At 38.9% G+C, this 19109-nt stretch carries 16 protein-coding genes; 7 read left to right on the top strand and 9 right to left on the bottom strand.

All coding sequences use genetic code 11. The features are described 5' to 3' along the window. Positions 1–128 precede the first annotated feature (128 nt). Both HWV00_RS09140 and asnS read left to right on the top strand, forming a co-directional pair. Complete coding sequence (locus HWV00_RS09140; protein WP_211685791.1) at positions 129–491, top strand: hypothetical protein; 363 nt, start codon at positions 129–131, stop codon at positions 489–491. A gap of 169 nt (positions 492–660) precedes the next feature. Next, a complete protein-coding gene (gene asnS, locus HWV00_RS09135) occupies positions 661–2061 on the top strand; it encodes an asparagine--tRNA ligase (protein ID WP_211685790.1) in 1401 nt (466 codons plus the stop codon). 126 nt (positions 2062–2187) lie between these two features. On the opposite strand, the gene HWV00_RS09130 is transcribed toward asnS, so the two are convergent. The 7 genes from HWV00_RS09130 to HWV00_RS09100 all read right to left on the bottom strand — a co-directional run bounded on the left by HWV00_RS09130 (position 2188) and on the right by HWV00_RS09100 (position 8746). Further along, positions 2188–2337: a hypothetical protein gene (locus HWV00_RS09130; RefSeq protein ID WP_211685788.1), complete on the bottom strand. Its 150-nt coding sequence runs from the start codon at positions 2335–2337 to the stop codon at positions 2188–2190. Between the two features lie 146 nt (positions 2338–2483). Beyond that, positions 2484–3383 (bottom strand): alpha/beta hydrolase, encoded by a 900-nt coding sequence (locus tag HWV00_RS09125; protein WP_211685786.1) that lies wholly within the window; start codon positions 3381–3383, stop codon positions 2484–2486. A gap of 180 nt (positions 3384–3563) precedes the next feature. Further along, positions 3564–4958 (bottom strand): wax ester/triacylglycerol synthase family O-acyltransferase, encoded by a 1395-nt coding sequence (locus tag HWV00_RS09120; protein ID WP_211685785.1) that lies wholly within the window; start codon positions 4956–4958, stop codon positions 3564–3566. A 20-nt stretch (positions 4959–4978) separates the two neighbouring features. Then, positions 4979–5275 carry a polyhydroxyalkanoic acid system family protein gene (locus HWV00_RS09115; protein ID WP_211685783.1) on the bottom strand — a complete coding sequence of 99 codons (297 nt, stop codon included), beginning with the start codon at positions 5273–5275 and terminating at the stop codon, positions 4979–4981. 138 nt (positions 5276–5413) lie between these two features. Continuing rightward, complete coding sequence (locus HWV00_RS09110) at positions 5414–5944, bottom strand: lecithin retinol acyltransferase family protein (protein ID WP_211685781.1); 531 nt, start codon at positions 5942–5944, stop codon at positions 5414–5416. Positions 5945–5977: 33 nt separating this feature from the next. After that, complete coding sequence (locus HWV00_RS09105) at positions 5978–6532, bottom strand: NAD(P)H nitroreductase (RefSeq protein ID WP_211685779.1); 555 nt, start codon at positions 6530–6532, stop codon at positions 5978–5980. A 183-nt stretch (positions 6533–6715) separates the two neighbouring features. Then, positions 6716–8746 carry an NADPH-dependent 2,4-dienoyl-CoA reductase gene (locus HWV00_RS09100; RefSeq protein WP_211685777.1) on the bottom strand — a complete coding sequence of 677 codons (2031 nt, stop codon included), beginning with the start codon at positions 8744–8746 and terminating at the stop codon, positions 6716–6718. Positions 8747–9100: 354 nt separating this feature from the next. Here HWV00_RS09100 and sppA point away from each other — a divergent pair, with 354 nt between their 5' ends. Beyond that, a complete protein-coding gene (gene sppA / locus HWV00_RS09095) occupies positions 9101–10963 on the top strand; it encodes a signal peptide peptidase SppA (RefSeq protein WP_211685775.1) in 1863 nt (620 codons plus the stop codon). A 208-nt stretch (positions 10964–11171) separates the two neighbouring features. After that, entirely contained in the window at positions 11172–12182 is a 1011-nt protein-coding gene (gene ansA, locus HWV00_RS09090) for an asparaginase (protein WP_211685773.1), read from the top strand. A gap of 147 nt (positions 12183–12329) precedes the next feature. On the opposite strand, the gene punC is transcribed toward ansA, so the two are convergent. Beyond that, positions 12330–13562 carry a purine nucleoside transporter PunC gene (punC, locus tag HWV00_RS09085; protein ID WP_211685771.1) on the bottom strand — a complete coding sequence of 411 codons (1233 nt, stop codon included), beginning with the start codon at positions 13560–13562 and terminating at the stop codon, positions 12330–12332. A gap of 104 nt (positions 13563–13666) precedes the next feature. On the opposite strand from punC, the gene punR reads away from it, so the two are divergent. Beyond that, positions 13667–14569, top strand: coding sequence for a DNA-binding transcriptional activator PunR (punR, locus tag HWV00_RS09080; RefSeq protein ID WP_211685769.1), 903 nt, complete (start codon positions 13667–13669; stop codon positions 14567–14569). A gap of 72 nt (positions 14570–14641) precedes the next feature. After that, positions 14642–17725 (top strand): DUF748 domain-containing protein, encoded by a 3084-nt coding sequence (locus tag HWV00_RS09075; protein WP_211685767.1) that lies wholly within the window; start codon positions 14642–14644, stop codon positions 17723–17725. A 93-nt stretch (positions 17726–17818) separates the two neighbouring features. On the opposite strand, the gene HWV00_RS09070 is transcribed toward HWV00_RS09075, so the two are convergent. After that, on the bottom strand, positions 17819–18289 hold the full coding sequence (locus HWV00_RS09070; RefSeq protein WP_211685766.1) for a group 1 truncated hemoglobin: 471 nt from the start codon (positions 18287–18289) through the stop codon (positions 17819–17821). A gap of 457 nt (positions 18290–18746) precedes the next feature. On the opposite strand from HWV00_RS09070, the gene HWV00_RS09065 reads away from it, so the two are divergent. Beyond that, positions 18747–19082 carry a hypothetical protein gene (locus HWV00_RS09065; RefSeq protein ID WP_211685764.1) on the top strand — a complete coding sequence of 112 codons (336 nt, stop codon included), beginning with the start codon at positions 18747–18749 and terminating at the stop codon, positions 19080–19082. The last annotated feature ends 27 nt before the right edge of the window (positions 19083–19109 follow it).

The raw sequence follows: 19109 nt of genomic DNA, 5'->3' as shown, positions 1-19109 counted from the left end.
AACTAAGCTTAATATGAATTCAACTTGCATTGTCCTAAAAATAGGCTTTGCTAAAGATAAGCAAACAATAACGAGGTATAGCTCAATCCTCTATTTGTTTAATACCGTTAATTTAGTGGAGTCTATTTATGCTCAGCAGTGTCATTATTATCAGCTTATGTTTAGTGAGTTTTATCGCCATTACTTATGCTATTTATATCAAAGTCATCGCGCCATTAACTGATATAACTCGCTACATAACTGAAGCGAAGTTCGAACATAACATTATCAACAAGCTGGAACACGCAACCGGAACGCAAGGATTGTCAGAACGTTATAATTTAATGCTCGACAACAATATTAGTGAATCGAGTTATTTTGATAAGCTAGAACAAAGTTTAAAGCGTCGTACAAGTACCGAATCAAACAATCCCCAAATAAAGCCTAGTAGCAGTATTTTAAATCAAGCGCGTATATTACAACAAAAGAAAAAACAAATTAATTATCATTAGAATCCTTAACCATTTGCAATTATCAGTGTTAATTTACTAAATATTAAGCAAACAAAATGATTTTTCGTTGTTTTTACTTGTATACTTCATCTGCAAAGGTAATATAACCTTACTTAAATAATCATCATTCGCTCAGCAAGAGCTTTTTATGCTGGAGAGCAATAATCCTATGACGCATACGTCAGTTAAAGATATTTTTGCCGGTAAATTCCCGGTAGGCAGTACAGTTACAACGAAAGGCTGGATCCGCACACGTCGTGATTCTAAAGCTGGTATCTCTTTCTTAGCTATTTACGATGGTTCGTGTTTCGATCCTATCCAAGCAGTTGTAAGCAAAGATCTACCAAACTACGCAGAAGACGTTTTAAATCTTACTGCAAGTTGTTCAGTTGAAGTTACAGGTGTTGTAGTTGAATCACCAGGTAAAGGTCAAGCATTCGAAATCCAAGCAACAGAAGTTATCGTACTTGGTTTAGTAGAAGACCCAGACACTTACCCAATGTCAGCTAAACGTCACAGCATCGAGTACCTTCGTGAACACGCTCACCTACGTGGCCGTACTAACGTTATGGGTGCAGTAATGCGCGTACGTAACTGTTTATCACAAGCTATTCACCGTTTTTACCATGAAAATGGTTATAACTGGTTAAGCACACCTCTTATCACTGGTAGTGATTGTGAAGGTGCTGGTGAAATGTTCCGTGTAAGTACACTGGATATGAATAACCTGCCTTTAACTGATAAAGGTGACGTTGATTACAAAGAAGATTTCTTTGGTAAAGAGACTTTCCTAACAGTTTCTGGTCAACTTAACGCTGAAACTTATGCTTGTGCGATTGGTAAAGTTTATACTTTCGGTCCAACGTTCCGTGCTGAAAACTCAAACACAACGCGTCACCTTGCAGAATTCTGGATGGTTGAACCTGAGATTGCGTTTGCTGATTTAGACGATGCTGCAAAACTAGCTGAAGATATGCTTAAATATTGCTTTAGAGCAGTACTAGAAGAACGTATGGATGACATGCAGTTCTTTGCACAACGTATCAACAAAGAAGCAATTACTCGTTTAGAAAGCTTCGTAGATTCTGACTTTGCACAAATTGATTACACAGATGCAATTAAGATCTTAGAAGAATGTGGTAAAGAATTCGAATTCCCAGTTTCTTGGGGTATCGATATGTCTTCTGAGCACGAACGTTACCTTGCTGAAGAACACTTCAAAGCACCTGTTGTTGTTAAAAACTACCCGAAAGATATTAAATCATTCTACATGCGTATGAATGAAGACGGTAAAACAGTTGCGGCAATGGACGTACTTGCACCAGGCATCGGTGAAATCATCGGCGGTAGCCAACGTGAAGAACGTTTAGATATGCTTGATAAGCGTATGGAAGAAATGGGCTTAAACAAAGAAGATTACTGGTGGTACCGCGACCTACGTCGTTTCGGTACAGTGCCACATTCTGGTTTTGGTCTAGGCTTCGAACGTTTAGTGTCTTATGTAACAGGTATGCAAAATATCCGTGACGTAATTCCTTTCCCACGTGCACCTCGCACAGCGGAATTCTAATTTAAGTCTGACTTACTTTTTATTTAAAATAAGTAAGTCGCTTAAAACAAAAAGGCCAGCAAGATAATTATTATCTTGCTGGCCTTTTTTTTGAATACGGTAAACTGTTATTCTTTGTTGTGGCTATTAAGCATCAACATTAATCAGGTTCATCACCATTAATTTTCGGATGACACTTACGTACATTACGTTGATGTTCGCAATCTTAGTTACTTCAGTTAAAGAACGACCTTCTTTCAATAATTCAATAGCTTGTAATACTTGTTCTTTATTCATAATAGCCTCTACATATGTTTACACTTGGTTTATATGGCTATAATAAAGGGTTTTATAGAACAGCATATATCATATTCAGAAAACTTTCCGAATATGATATATTTTATATGATTATTTATAATTAAATGTGGATTTAGCTAATATTCTTAATGCTTCTTTATAAACTCAACAATCTGCTGTAGTGCAGCTTTACTTTCAGGCAATTGCTCAAACAATGGAAATACATGCGGCATTTGATGCCAAATCTGTATGTGAGCATCTACGCCTTTAGCCAACATAAATTCTGCTAGCCGAGTGGAATCATCACGCATTAATTCAGCGCTACCAGCATGGAACATAAACGGTGGGAACCCTGAGAAGTCACCAAATAAAGGGGATATCTCATGATTGTGCAGGTCATGATTATCGTCTTCTAAATATAAGTTACGGCAATGCAGCATCACCTCTAAGCTAAACAACGCATCACTGAAACGATTTTCCACCGAAGATAAACCGCTCTGAGTCATATCTGCGACTGGTGATAATAAAACGCAGCAACTTGGCATCGGTAAACCATTATGCTTCGCGCGTAATAGTAAAGATAACGCGATGTTACCACCCGCAGAATCTCCACCTATAATGATATCTTCAGGTAATGTACCTGAATCCAATAGCGATTTATAAACAGCATAACAACAATCTAAGGCGGCAGGGAAAGGATGCTCTGGAGCAAGAGGATAATCTGGAACAATAGCGTGAACGTCTAACGGTTCAACCAATCTGGCGATAAAGTTATTATGTATTGCGGGTGTTTTGAATACGAATGCCCCACCGTGAATATATAATAATTTTTTCTTACTATTTGACAGTTTCAGCTTTATTTCGTCACACAAGATCCCTTCACGAATTAACTGTGTACGCTCAATTTTAGCACTAACACCAAATGTAAACTTATCCAACGCTCGCATTTGAAAACGTAATTTATTTACATCTTTAGTATTTTCAATGGAACGCTTAACGGTTTGCTTTAAAAACAAATTAAGCGCTTTAGCTTGCCAACTAATCAAGATAACCTCGAACTATATCTGTACATATAATAAAATTATAGTCGTACATATTAGAATTTTTCTTCTAAATGCAGAACTAACGACACGCTCACATTTAACAAATGTGTAACTTAATCAAAGTAGCATGAAATATGAAGAAGGGACATATAAAGATGGCAACCTAAGTCACCACCTCATATTTTAACGAGAAGAAATGAGTACTGAGTGCTGCTTCGCATTATCAAGAATATCATCCGATAATATTTCACAAGCGGCTTCAACATGACGTGACAGCATATCTAAATCTGGTAATTCATTTTTACAACCAACAAGGCCAAAAAACACCTTTTCATGATAGCTGTATAATGTAATGTTTAATGCTGTACCAGCAGAAAGTACTGATACTGGATATACTTCAGTAAGCTTCGCCCCCGCTAGATAAGCATGCTCTTGCTGACCACGTACATTAGACACAAGTACTGAGCCCAATGGAGGTAAGAATTTAGACACGCCTAGCCACTCAGAGATTGATGCGGCCGCCTGGATCAGCAATGAAAAATTAACAACCGATTCGGCTGGCAAGCTAAATAAATCTTCTTTTACACTGCTCGTACGTTTATAAATCGTTTCTAAATGATCTAATGCATCTGCATCGACATTACCTAATTCAACACCTGTTAATGCATTTCGACGACCATTGCCTATACGAACAGGCACCTGAGCCACTAATGGCTTGCGTAATAAAATGCCCTTCTCTTTTAGATAACGGTTAAGGCCAATATCAACACAACATAAGATAACGTCATTTAATGTGACGCCTGTTATCTTGCTAATAGAACGCATTTTTTCAAACGGTAAACGACCAAAAGAAACAATACGAGATCGTGTCGCAGGTACAGAGAAAGGTGTTCTTGGGGCGCAGAATGGTAAAGCAGGTCCTTTATCGCGCAAGTGCATGAACTTTAATCCCATGCGCGTACCGAGTCTAAACAAACCAGGTATCGATTTAAGTTGTTTCAAGCCACTGACGTAATTCGATAAAATATTTTCGATCACACCTGCGGATTCTTTATACCCTGGACGGAATGATGGGATCTGCCAAAATGGGCGATAATCATTAACCGATTGGTCGCTTTGCAAGTAACCCGATAACCAGCTGTTTGCCATTTTACCGTCTGCCATTGCATAATGGATTTTAGTAAAGATAGCAAAACGACCTTCAGACAATCCCTCAATAAGATAAACTTCCCACAACGGGCGTGTTCGATCAATAAGATGTGAGTGCAAACGTTCAACTAAATCACGTAACTGCTCATCAGAGCCTTCGCCTGGCAACATTGACATACGAATATGATAATTAAAATCAAATTGGCTATCATGAACCCAGTAATATAAGCCACCAATACTCTTTTTCAGCTTAAAATTAAATGGCGTCGCCACTGCCGGATCCATAATCAATTTTTGAAATAGATCTCGAGCAAAATTACCTTCATAGTCCTTCGGGGGTTCAAATATTTGTAACCCTGAAAAATGCTTAGGACTTGCTGTACTCTCACTTAATAAAAAGGAGGTTTCAACCAATGATAATTGTTCCATAATTTAAGCCTTAGTGTACTTTATCGATGTGAACAGACTGCACTTGGCAATAGCTCATCAAGCGTTTCTTCGATGCTTTGTTTTAATACAAAACTGACTGGAAATAAAAATATTCCCAACTTTAATTTGATTCTGATACTCTCAGCATCAGCATGTAAATACCCTCTGGTATGTGCATGCTTGATATGAAGTTTATCACCCTGCCACTGGAGCTTAAGGTCATATTCCTCTGCTATATCAACCATTACTTTATCTGCGATAAGAATAATTTGCTTCTGTGGCAAACTATGATCGCGAATGATTTCAATATTACCCATGGCTCATCTCGCTCACTAATTGTAACTCTAACGAGTTTTTAGTCTAATTGGGATATTATAAGGAGAATAACTAGAAAGCGCTTACTAAATCAGTAAACGCGTGGGGGGAGAAAGTAAGTACAAAGAGGTATTAACTTATCAGTCTTTGTCTGCAACATCCTGATTTGTATTAGTTAAAAGCACTAACCAAAACCCTGCGGAAGTAAAAATAGCATGTTTCCACCAAGAAAATGTCGCTTCGTTTAAGTGTGATAGTTGGGAAGCAATACTCCACAATAATGCAGATTTAAATCGGCCGCTTGCAAACCTGTCAACGAGTAAGGTCGCGATTAAAATTAAGGCTCGACGTATTTGTGGACTTGTTACCCTTACACCACAAACCTCATGCACGAAATGCTCACAATTGTTTTTGAGCAAATGATAACGTTTAGGATCTTCAACGAGCTGCTTAGCATTATCGATGATATCTTCAGCAGGTAAACTATCTGGTAAGAAACCATGATCGATAATATCTTTATTATCAGAAAAATCACTTAAACTGACTAAGCCTCGACCGGAACGTGCTCGTGAATTTTCATAAACATGACCACATCCATCCGAAATACCAACATGATGATAAAGTGGAAACTGTACGCTAAGTAAATGTCCTTTTGGATATTCTGCAGTCATTTAAATTCCTACGTTCGATTCAAGTTAAAAAGCCTAGCTATCCATGCGTGTAATAAAACTATTAGTATCTAGCTGACGAATTTTTTTACATGAAACATCCGGTGTACCTAAATATAAAAAGCCGACAATTTCGTCTTTTGCTTCAAGTTCAAGTTTTTGCTTTATGTAGTTATCATAAGCAAACCAGCCTGTACGCCAAATGCCATTAAAACCTTGCGCTTGTGCTGCCATTTGCATTGCCATCACAACACAGCCAGCCGACATCAACTGCTCCGATTCCGGGATCTTTGGATGATCTTCTATTCGTGCAATAACAGTAATGATTTGTGGTGCTCGAAACGGTGCATTCGACGCTTTCAATACATCTTTCTCTGCTTTTCCAAGATTAAATGCCGCATCTTGAAAATAACGCGATAATGTTTTTAAACCTTCACCTTCAGTGATAATAAAACGCCAAGGGGTTAAACCACCGTGATCAGGAGCCCGTAGCCCTGCATTGATAATGTTATCCAACGCCTCACCTGCAGGTGCTGGTGCTGAGAGTTGGTTACAAGAATGGCGATTTATTAATAAGTCAATTGCGTCCATTATTTACTACTTTGAACAATGAGTGATAATTAAAGTATTAAATGCGGGACAGAAAATATCAAGTGATTAATTTATGAAGATAAAAAAAGCCCATACATAGTATGGGCTAGCTTTCGTAATAGCAGTCAAAAAGCTGTTAACTTAATTGTCTGATATTTGAATTAGATCAGTATTAATTACATATTAAATTGTTGCAGCGAGTTCTGCACCTTGACGAATTGCACGCTTTGCATCAAGTTCACCGGCTTCAAACGCGCCACCAATCAAATGCGTTGTAATTTTTTCTGATTTTAACTGCTCAAATAACTCTCTAAATGGTTCTTGACCAGCGCATAAAATCACATTATCAACATCTAATACTTTTTTCACGCCATCGACAGTAATATGTAAGCCTTGATCGTCAATCAGGTCATAAGATGCACCCTTGATCATTTCTACATTTTTCTTCTGTAATGTGGCCCTGTGTACCCAACCACTGGTTTTACCCAAGCCTGCGCCCACTTTGGTATCTTTACGTTGTAATAAGAATACTTCACGTACTGGAGCTGTATTTTTCGCTGCCGTTAAACCACCCACAGTTTGATCATCTTGGGTTACACCCCACTCGCTTAACCACTGCTGCGTATTCGTTGATGGTGATTCACCTTCTTCTTCAACCAGATACTCAGAAATATCAAAGCCAATACCACCCGCACCAATAACTGCAACGCGTTTACCAACCGGTTTATGGTCTCGTAATACTTCGATATAACTTAATACTTTTTCATGTTTAACACCGGGTATAGCAGGTGTTCTTGGCTTGATACCCGTTGCAACAACAACATCATCATAACCTTGACCTTGAAGTGTTTTGACTGTCACCAACTGATTTAGATGCAAGTTAATACCAAGCACTTCAATTTGCTTTGCAAAATAACGTAGCGTTTCGAAAAATTCTTCTTTGCCCGGTACTTGTTTTGCGTAGTTAAACTGTCCACCAATTTCTGAACGGCTATCAAAAATATCAATTTTATGACCACGTTCAGCCGCATAACAAGCAAATGCTAAACCAGCAGGACCCGCACCTACAACTGCAATACGTTTTGCTGTCGCTGCGGTTTCAAAAGTCAGCTCAGTTTCAAAACAAGCACGAGGGTTAACAAGACAAGATGCGCGTTTCGCTTTAAATACATGATCTAAACAAGCTTGGTTACAAGCGATACAAGTATTGATTTCATCCGCTTTACCTGCGATGGCCTTCTCTACGAAATGAGAATCTGCAAGCATTGGACGCGCCATCGATACCATATCAGCTTGTCCTGAAGCAAGAATGTTTTCAGCAACCTCAGGTGTATTAATACGGTTAGTCGTTACTAAAGGAACATTAACGTGCTCCTTCATTTTTTCCGTTACCCAGCTAAACGCAGCACGTGGAACACTGGTTACAATTGTTGGTACACGCGCTTCATGCCAACCAATACCTGTATTGATAATAGTCACACCTGCTTTTTCAAGTGCTTGCGCAAGTTCAACGGCTTCTTCGAATGTACTGCCGTCTTCAACTAGATCAAGCATTGAAAGGCGGAAGATAATAATAAAATCCTGACCAACACGTTCACGAATTGATTTTACAATTTCAACGGGAAAGCGCATTCTATTTTGGTAGCTACCACCCCATTCGTCGGTACGCTTATTACTACGACGACAAATAAACTGATTAATAAGGTAACCTTCAGAACCCATGACTTCGACGCCGTCATAACCAGCAAATTTTGCTAACTCAGCCGTTTTAGCGAAATCAGAGATAGTGCAACGAATAGAACGTTTTGACATTGCTCTTGGTGTGAACGGGTTAATCGGTGCTTTCTTTTTACTCGCGCTCACACTAAATGGATGATACGCATAACGACCAGCATGCAGAATCTGTAGGGCAATTTTACTACCATTATCATGAACAGCTTGTGTAACGACTTGGTGCTTCTTCGCTTGCCATTTATAAGACAGTTGCATACCGTGTGGCATTAAACGACCACGTAGGTTTGGCGAGATACCACCAGTAACAATTAACCCGACACCGCCTTTTGCACGTTCAGCATAAAACGCAGCCAGTTTCTCAAATCCATTTTTTTCTTCTTCTAAGCCAGTATGCATCGAGCCCATTAATACTCGATTTTTCAATGTTGTAAAACCTAAATCTAACGGCGCCAACATATTCGGATAATTGCTTGCAGACATAACTCCACTCCCAGTGGTTACACAATTGCTACTTGATTGATACATTGTTGTTATCTATTTTAATTTTAGAGTAATTAATTTAATCGTTCATTTCAAACGGTATTTTAACTAATACAGCGTACAAGTGTAGTCATAAATTCATGATTTCGTTGGTTTTCAACAATTAACAACACATTTTGTCATGTTTACACTAGTCTTAGTTTGTCATTATTTATTATTAATGAGAACTAGATCCGCTGCATACTGTCAAACCTCTATATTGTAAGTGCTTTAATCTAAACTAGAATTATGGCTTAATATACGAAACAACATCCATAACAGTCTAATCCCATTGGGTTTACTAGGAATATAATAATGAGAAAATTATTCTCAATACTCGGATTTATCCTTTCTAAAATAGGTAGCTCGATTACATTTACGCGTAATTTGATCCTAAACCTATTTTTCATTTCTTTTATTGCTATTGTTTTTCTCGCATTACAACAGCAAAAAGAAGCACCAGTAACATTCGCAGAGAATACTGCCTTGGTACTGAACCTAAATGGCGTATTGGTTGACCAACCAAAATTAGTTGACCCGTTTGACCAGCTTATTGGTGAAATCGTTGATTCTAAAAACGTCGTTAACGAAATTGCAATTTCAGATGTTGTGAACGTCATTAACAACGCGCAAACTGACGATACAATTACTGCATTAATTCTCGACCTTGCACAATTAAAACCAGCTAGCTTAACCAAGTTAACTGATATTTCGGATGCCTTGACTGAATTCAAAAACAGTAACAAGCCTATCTATGCTTACGGTGATTACTTTAGCCAAGAACAATACTTCCTTGCTTCATTTGCTGATGAAATCCTATTAAACCCTGCAGGCGGTGTATTACTGCAAGGTTATGGTAGCTACAGCCTTTACTTCAAAGACGCAATTGATAAGTTAAACCTCTCATCGCATGTTTTCCGTGTAGGTACTTATAAATCGTTTGTTGAACCTTTCACTCGTAATGGCATGTCAGAAGCGAGCAAAGAGTCAAAACTAAACTGGTTAAATCAACTTTGGGACAGCTATACAGCAACTGTTGCTAACAACCGTTCAATAAATGCCAATGATGTAGCACCGCAAGCAGATAAATTTATTGAGCAACTACAATCTGTTAATGGCAACATTGCAGAGTATGCCTTAAAACAAAAACTTGTAGATCAACTGCTAACTCGCGAAGAAATGTCACGCTACCTAGCAAAAAAACTAAACAGCGAATCGGATAAATACGAAAAAGTTGAATTCTTAGATTATCTCGCTCTTCAACCTACAATCTTTGAAGAACAAGGTTTTGCTAATGCTCCCGGTGTTGGGATCATCTTTGCAAACGGTCAGATCCTAGATGGTAATCAACCTCCCGGTGCAATTGGTGGTAAATCGTTAACGAAGCTGTTATTACAGGCTAAAGATGATGACCAAATAAAAGCACTAGTATTACGCATTGATAGCCCGGGTGGCAGTGCCTTTGCATCAGAACAAATCCGTACAGCACTATTAGAAGTGAAAAAATCAGGTAAACCAGTCATTGTATCAATGGGCAGTGTTGCTGCTTCAGGTGGTTATTGGATCGCTTCTGCCGCAGATGAAATCTGGGCTAAGCCAACAACAATAACAGGCTCAATTGGTATCTTTGGTATGTTTGCAACAACTGAAAAACTACTCGCAAAATTGGGGATTTACAGTGACGGCATAGGCACAACGGATTACACAGGGCTATCTGTTAATCGAGAACTGCCTGCACATATGGCAAAAATCATTCAGATGACTGTCGAGAATGGTTACAGTAACTTCTTAAATGTCGTTGCTGAAGGTCGTGAAATGACTACCGAACAAGTGAATACGATTGCTCAAGGCCGAGTTTGGACAGGCCGTGATGCATTACGTTTAGGGCTTGTTGATAGTTTAGGTAGTCTTGATGATGCGATTGCATCAGCGGCTAAGCAAGCGGAAGTATCGAGTGATTCATTAATTTTGATCCAAACGCCACGCAGTGAACGAGACAAACTACTTTCAATGTTTACTCAATCAATCGCGACTCAAGTATTAACTCAACTCAACATCAACCCGAATAGTAATGTTGCAACTTGGTTAGCGACGATAAATCAACAGGCTGCACAACTCAACAACTATTCAGATCCACAAGGCCTGTATGTGCAATGCCTAGTGTGTGAGGTTAAATAAAATAGTCATGAGGCTGTAATCAGCGATAATAACTGATTCGACCAGTCTTCCTCTTGAGCGGTAAATATGTCAATTTACCGCTCAATTCAAAGTTCTGCCTTAAATCCCCTATTTAATTGCAGTTTTATTAAGCAATTTAGTAACAAACTATTCCATTAATTGATTTCAGCACTATAATCCTCCTTAAAAACGCACAGGGAATTTATTAATGGCTAAGAAATCAATCTACATCGCGTATACTGGTGGCACGATCGGTATGCAACATTCAGAGCACGGTTATGTACCGATGGAAGGATTCATGACAGATTGCTTAGCGCGTCTACCTGAATTCCACCGCGAAGAAATGCCTGATTTCACCCTTCACGAGTACTCGCCGTTAATCGACTCTTCTAACATGTCACCTTCAGATTGGCAGCAGATCGCCGAAGACATTCAAACTAACTATGATCAATATGATGGTTTTGTTATCTTACATGGTACAGACACCATGGCGTATACCGCATCAGCATTATCATTTATGTTAGAAGACCTTGGTAAACCCGTGATTGTGACAGGTTCACAGATCCCGCTGGCAGAAATTCGTTCAGATGGTCAAAGCAATTTACTTAACTCGCTTTACCTTGCAGCAAACTACCCTGTACACGAAGTATGTTTATTCTTTAATAACCAGCTATTACGCGGTAACAGAACAACAAAAGTGCATGCAGATGGCTTTAGCGCTTTCGCAACACCAAACTGTGAAACGTTATTAAAAGTTGGGATCAACATTGAAGTAATGCTAGGTGATGTTAAACCTATTGAAGAAAAGACACTTACTGTTAGTAACATCACTCCACAACCAATTGCGATTGTGACACTTTACCCAGGTATTTCAACAGAAGTCATTGGTAACATCCTATTACAACCTGTTAAAGCACTTATATTACTGAGCTACGGTGTCGGTAATGCCCCACAAAGCGAAGATATTTTAAATGCACTTGAAGCGGCAAACAAACGCGGTATCGTTGTCGTTAATCTAACCCAATGTATTAAAGGTAAAGTTAACATGGGCGGCTATGCAACAGGTGATGCCCTTGCTCAAGTTGGTGTTATCTCTGGTTATGACATGACGACAGAAGCAGCGTTAACTAAACTGCATTATCTCATCAGTAAAGAGCTACCAAGCGAAGAAATCAAAGTACTTATGCAACAGAGTCTTCGTGGAGAATTAAGCCACTAAGACTAAGCTACTAAGCTACTAAGCTACTAAGCTCAATAGTATTTATTTTAGAAATAATAAATAAAAAAAGGGGAAAGACAGTTAATGTCTTTCCCCTTTTTTCATAATCGAAAGTCACTCGTTAAAGCAACTTTCATCATATACGAACTAAGCAACTACAGCAGTACTTGCCGCAGCATCCGTTGCTTTATGTTTCGCTAATACATAACCAATCACAATCACGATACCTTGGAACAACATTACCGCTGTCACTGTATAAAGACCGTGTTCAGAAAATGTAGATACCACACTACTTGCTAAGAAGCAGAACATTGTTTGTAGGAAGTTAAGTAAACCAGCAGCTGTTGCACTACAGTTTTTAAAGTCCGCTAGCGCAGAATTAATCACGAGTGGATAAATCGCGCCATTAGCAACCGCTAAGAAACAAAATGGAATCAAAATTGGCCAGATCGTTGTCGGTGATGTTGCAAACGCAATAACAAACATAAGCACAACGGTCGTAATAAACAACGTCATTAACCAAGGTAGTAATTGTTTAGCGCTAAAGCGTACAAGCAGACTACGGCAACCATAACCACCAACAAGGAAAGCAACTGTCTGAGGCAGGTAACTCAAACCAATATCCGCGCCAGAGTAACCCATCGCAGTCATAATGAATGGCGAACCAGTTAAATAGGCGAAGAATGCAGCGGAACAAGCAGCAAATATCAACATATTACCCATGAATATTTTTGATTTTACAATTTGCTTATAATCTCGCGCTAATTGCGTCGATATTTTTTCTTGTTTTTTATCAAGTGGCGCACTCTCTTTTTGGCCCTTAGTCGCAAATGCTAAACCTAAACCAATCACTACAAGTACAATAAAAATACTACGCCATCCAAAATACTCTTCCAAGCCTGCACCCAACAAAGGCGCTAATGCTGGCGATAATGCAACCAATGGCATGATAGTAGCAAAGATGCGCTCTGATGCTTTACCTTGATAACGGTCAATAACAACAGCTTGCCAAATTACCGTCCCACTACACGCACCTAATGCTTGACCAAAGCGAGCAATAAGGAATAGCTCAATACTGTTAGATACTGATATTAAAGCCGTTGAAAGCACAAATATGGTCATACCAACGAATAGCATTTTCTTACGACCAACACGATCAGATAATGGACCATAAACCAATTGACCCAGCGCCATGCCTAATAAAAAGATACTCAGCGACAGGCTAATTAATGTTTGAGATGTTTCAAATTCATGACGAATAGTTTCGAATGCAGGTAAATACATATCCGTCGCTAAAAAACCAAGCATACTTAATCCAGAAAACCAGATCATGGTGCTCATAGGAACTTTATTTTGTTTGTTATTTTCAATATTGCTCATTGCTTAAACTACATATACTAATGATGATGGCGCTAGTTTAATACTGGTCATTCCGTTTGAGAAACGCTAATATTTCACCATTGCTTTCAAAAAATTTGATGTGTATGTTTTCTCAACAAGATCTGCAGGTTATCGACGCTGTTGCGCGACGTGGGAGTTTCACGGCGGCAGCAGATGAATTATGTAAAGTGCCCAGTGCAATCAGTTATACGGTGCGTAACATTGAAGACCGTTTAGCGGTTGAACTGTTCATTCGGTTACACCGAAAAGTAAAGTTAACACCCGCGGGTGAATACTTTGTTATCGAATCACGTAAATTACTTAAACAAATGGCCCACATGAAATTCCAAACCCAACGTGTCGCGAATGGGTGGAATCAAAGCGTGTCACTTGCATTGGATAATGTCGTCCATGAGGGACGTATTAATACCATGGTCGGTGACTTTTATAACGCCTTTCCCGATGTCGAACTTCTACTCACGATGGAAGTATATAATGGTGTTTGGGATGCGCTCGTCGATTCTCGTGCCGATATCGCCATTGGCGCAACGGCATCTATCCCCGTTAGTGGCGGCTTTGACTACCGTGCTATGGGCGAATTAAAGTGGACATTTGTTATCAGTCCTAATCACCCACTGGCCGCAGCAACACAGCCAATCGGAAACGAAGAACTCGCGAAATATCCCGTTATCTGTTTGGAAGATACGGCCCGAAAACTACCGAAACGAACAACCTGGTTACTTGATAATCAACGCCGCTTAGTTGTCCCTAATTGGCACAGCGCAACACAACTATTAAAAGGTGGTTTAGGTATCGCAATTATGCCTGCCCACATGGCAAATAAGCTATTATCAACAGGTGAGCTCATCGAGAAACAACTTATCACTAGCCTTCCAGTGAGTGACTGCTGCTTAGCCTGGAATACCAAACGAATGAGCCCAGCAGTGGAATGGTTACTTGATTATTTAGGTGATAGTGAACAGTTACATCAACAATGGTTAGAATAATTACTGTTATGGATCTCTTTAGTCTTCTATAATTAGTATTACTATCAGTATTTAAAAGGATTTACATTTCTAATGGCAGCTAACTTTTCAAATTTCCGACAACGATTTTCACGTGCGCCACGCTATCAACGCCTATTAAGTTATACGTTGGTTGCCTATTTAGTGTATGCCTTATTATTAGGTTTACTGGTACCTTATCTGACGAAAAGTATCGCGCCAGAAAAAATGAGTGCCCTACTTGGCCGCCCAGTACTGATAGAAGACGTGACTATTAATCCATTTACGCTCAAATTTGAAATTCAAGGTTTTGAAATTCAAACACAAGCGCAACAAGATTTCGTTGGTATTGGTCGTTTAACACTACAGGTCAATCTATGGAAAAGCATATTTAATGGCAGTATCAATGTTGAAACAATAGAAGTTGATAAAGCCTTTGCCAACATTGAAAAGTTAAATGAAAGTGAATTCAATTTCTCTGACATTCCTGAGCATATCGCAGCACAAGCGACACCATCAGAAACCGTAGAACCCACTGTTGAAGAAACCAATGAAGAGAGTGAATTACCACACATTCAAATTGCCAACATAGGTATTACCAATACAGCATTTAATTTTAAAGATCGCCCGACTGGTGCTGTATTAGATTATCCAGCCATCAACATTGGCTTAACCGCGTTCAATAGCCTTGCAATGCTAGATAATCCAAAGCAAGCGAATGTGCCTACACCTTACAATAACTACAACCTGAGTATTGAAGGTGCTGATAATAGCGCAGTCATAACAGAAGGTCGCTTTCAACTATCACCATTAGATGTAAAAGGTGATCTCGCACTCAAGCATATTAAATTAATCACATTCTGGCCATTTATAGCAGAACAGCTCACGGCGAAACTTGAATCCGGTGTTCTCGACTTTGCGACAGACTACCAATTCAAAATCATTGATGATGAGCCACAATTCATCACAACGTTAGGCCAGTTTTCATTACGTACATTAGCATTTACGGCAACAGAGAAAGAGATTGTCAACTTACCCTTGCTAACTATCGCAGGCATCAAAGTTGACCTGCTACAACAACAAATCGGCTTAGACAATATCAGTACTGATGGACTCCAAGTCAATGCGCATGTGAATAAAGAAGGTGTTGTTGATTTAGCGACTGCTTTCACTCCAAAGCAAGTACCGAACAGTGACACCGAATCTAACACTTCAAGTTCTACAGACACAGACCCAGCCACAGTGGATGCAGGTAATGATAAAACTCAAACGAATGATACTGAAGATAAACCAGCATGGTTAGTAACACTTGGCGAGTTCAATTTAACTAACTACGATATCAATGTTGTCGAGTCAATGATGACAAATGCAACAAAATGGCGTGTATTTCCAATTAATCTACACACCAAGACATTAACAAGTCGCCTAGACACACCGATTGAATATGACCTAGAGCTAACCATCAATGATAAAGGCACGTTCGCTTCACAAGGTAATGCCGATGTAAAGCAACAAGCGCTTGATGCGAAAATAAGCTTAACTAAATTAGATTTGGCACAATTCCAACCTTACCTTAGCCCCTACGTAAACATTCAGCTCGAAAGCGGTGAATTCACGACCAAAGGTAGCCTCTATGCGAATGCACAAGGTGCAGCTCGCTTTAACGGTGCTATCAAGCTAGAAGCGCTTGCGATTAACGATAAAACATTGGATAAAACACTCGTTAAATGGCAAACGTTTAATATCAATAACCTTAAGTTCGACCAGAAAGCTAATAGCCTGCTCATCGACCACGTGTCATTAGTGAAGCCTTACGCTCAAGTAATTATGGCTGCGGATAAAACATCAAATATCTCAGACCTCGTTGTCGAATCAAAACCATCGAATAAAACAGTCGAAGGTAAAACAGAAAAAATAAAAACAAAGGAAGAAACAAGCTCATCTGAAAAGCCAATGCTGATTGAAGTAAACAAGATCACACTAGCAGCAGGTAAAGTCGATTATACCGACAACGTACTTAAACCTACCTTCGAAGCAACCATCGAAGAATTAACAGGCTATGTTGGAAAAATATCTTCCACTGCAACAAAGAATGCGGAATTAAACATTAAAGGGATTGTTAATAAATACGCGCCAATGCTATTGAAAGGGGAAATAAACCCACTTATCCCTCAGCCTTATATTGATATCGAGTTCATCTTTGATAATTTTGAACTACCATCGATGACGCCCTACTCTGGTACCTATGCAGGCTTAGATATTGATGAAGGACAACTATCACTCGCGTTGAAATACAAATTAGAAAAAGAACATTTAGAAGGCAGTAATCAAATCTTTATCGATCAATTGGATATGAATAATACCAAAGACAGCGATGCCGGTACTCTATTGCCCGTTACACTTGCGATCCCACTATTAAAAGACAGTAATGGTGCCATTGATTTAGGCGTTGATGTGTCAGGTAATGTAAATGATCCTAGCTTCAATGTCGGCGAGATATTACTAAAACAGCTCACAAATATAATTGTAAAAGCGGCTACCTCTCCTTTCACATTACTAGCAAGTATTGTTGATACAACGGAGGAATTGGATAAAATCAATTTCACCAGTGGTTCATACATATTAACTCAAGCAGAGCAGAGTAAATTAGACTCACTCGCGAAAGCCCTTGCACAACGACCACAGCTGAAACTGAACATCAAAGGTAGTTTCGATGCAAATACAGATAAAAAAGCACTGCAAAATGAGGCGCTAAACACGAAGTTAAGCGAATCTTCAGGGACTCCAATAGCCATGGGGGCAAATGCTGAAACGATTTCATCAACAAATGACATAACTGATGCGCTGATTGAATTGTATGAACAGGATACAAAAGGAAAAGCAGATGCGTTACGTGTAGCCATTGCGAAACAACAAACCTCATTAACTGAATCAGCACTCGATAAAGTCTGGCGTCGTAGTTTGTATAAAGAAACAAGTACGCGTCAAACGGTAACAGATAAGCAGTTAAAAGGATTAGCAAAAGCGCGAGCTGACGCAATTAAAACACATCTACGCGATGTCAGTAAAGTGGATGCTGGTCGTATATTCGTATTGAGCCATCAAAGTAATGTACCGGACAAAAGCACACAAACAACACTGACACTTGTCGTTAAGTAAATTAATTAACAGGCCATCATAAAACAGGCTTCATTGAACGTTCATGCTCAATGAAGCCTGTCTAATCACGCCACTTATCATGTCTGAATAACGTTATTTAACCGTCACAATATCAGCTTTCGTTGATTCTAAAATAGCGAGTAAATCATGTGTTTCCATTGCTGATACTTTATGTTTCGCTAATACCTCTTTAAACAAAACGATCATCCGGTACCATTCTTTTTCTGTTATTTGTAAATGTTTATGGGCATCTTTCATTTCTCGTCCTTTATAAACACAAGGACCTTTTGTTACTTGGCAAACCAATGTCGCCACTTGAAATTTTAAATACGTTTTTGGTACCCTCGCTCGTGAAGCATTAATGGCCGGATTTTTATTTAACTCGACATCATTGATAACAACATCGACAAAATCATTCACGACAACTGTTATTGGCATTAATCCACCAAGCCGAACATAGAGTGAATTATCTGAATTGTTATGCCCTGTCCCCTCTAAGGCATTAACATTTGAAGTAAATATCACGGAGGCTACAAATAAAAATAAGCCTAGTACAGTGCGCATTAACGGATTATATCCCTGAATCATTATATCCTACCCAGTGAGTGTGTACGCCATAGTCTGAGTCTAGTTAAAAACCAAATATTTTCCATCAATACCGTTCCTGATAAATTATAGTCAAAGTGTAATATGCTATAAATATACAAACTGCAGAACATGGCATATGCTTAAGTAAGTTTTAAGAGATTAATTAAGTTTAAATACCGCACAGTGCACTTTACTGATGGATATCTTCAGTGATTTAGTCGTTGGAGGCATCGTATGCTTGAAGGTAATTTCATCACGGTGAAATCAGAATTGTTAATCAGACATATTCAGCTATTTATGAAAAATAAGCTAAGTTACACCGTTCTCATTGATTATATTTGGGAAATATTACATGACTGGCAGATTTTAAAAATACCGCACAGTGCACTTTACTGATGGATATCTTCAGTGATTTAGTCGTTGGAGGCATCGTATGCTTGAAGGTAATTTCATCACGGTGAAATCAGAATTGTTAATCAGACATATTCAGCTATTTATGAAAAATAAGCTAAGTTACACCGTTCTCATTGATTATATTTGGGAAATATTACATGACTGGCAGATTTTAAATGTCGTCGACAGTAAAATAGCCAGCCAAAAGGAGCAAATCTTTTGGTATTTAATATTTGAGTTACAGTTACAAGATGAAAAACACTTACTGAGTAATAAGATTCTGAATTTAAAATTGAATCATTGCATGTTGTTTCTACAAGGTCAGGTCGATATGCCTAACGACTGCGTTGGCGTTAGGCCTAATCGACTACGCTAACCTTGTAAATTAATGATATAGATTCAC

This window comes from Moritella sp. 24 (assembly GCF_018219155.1).
In the GTDB taxonomy this organism is placed as follows: domain Bacteria; phylum Pseudomonadota; class Gammaproteobacteria; order Enterobacterales; family Moritellaceae; genus Moritella.
This window is presented reverse-complemented; position numbering and strand designations above follow the sequence as displayed.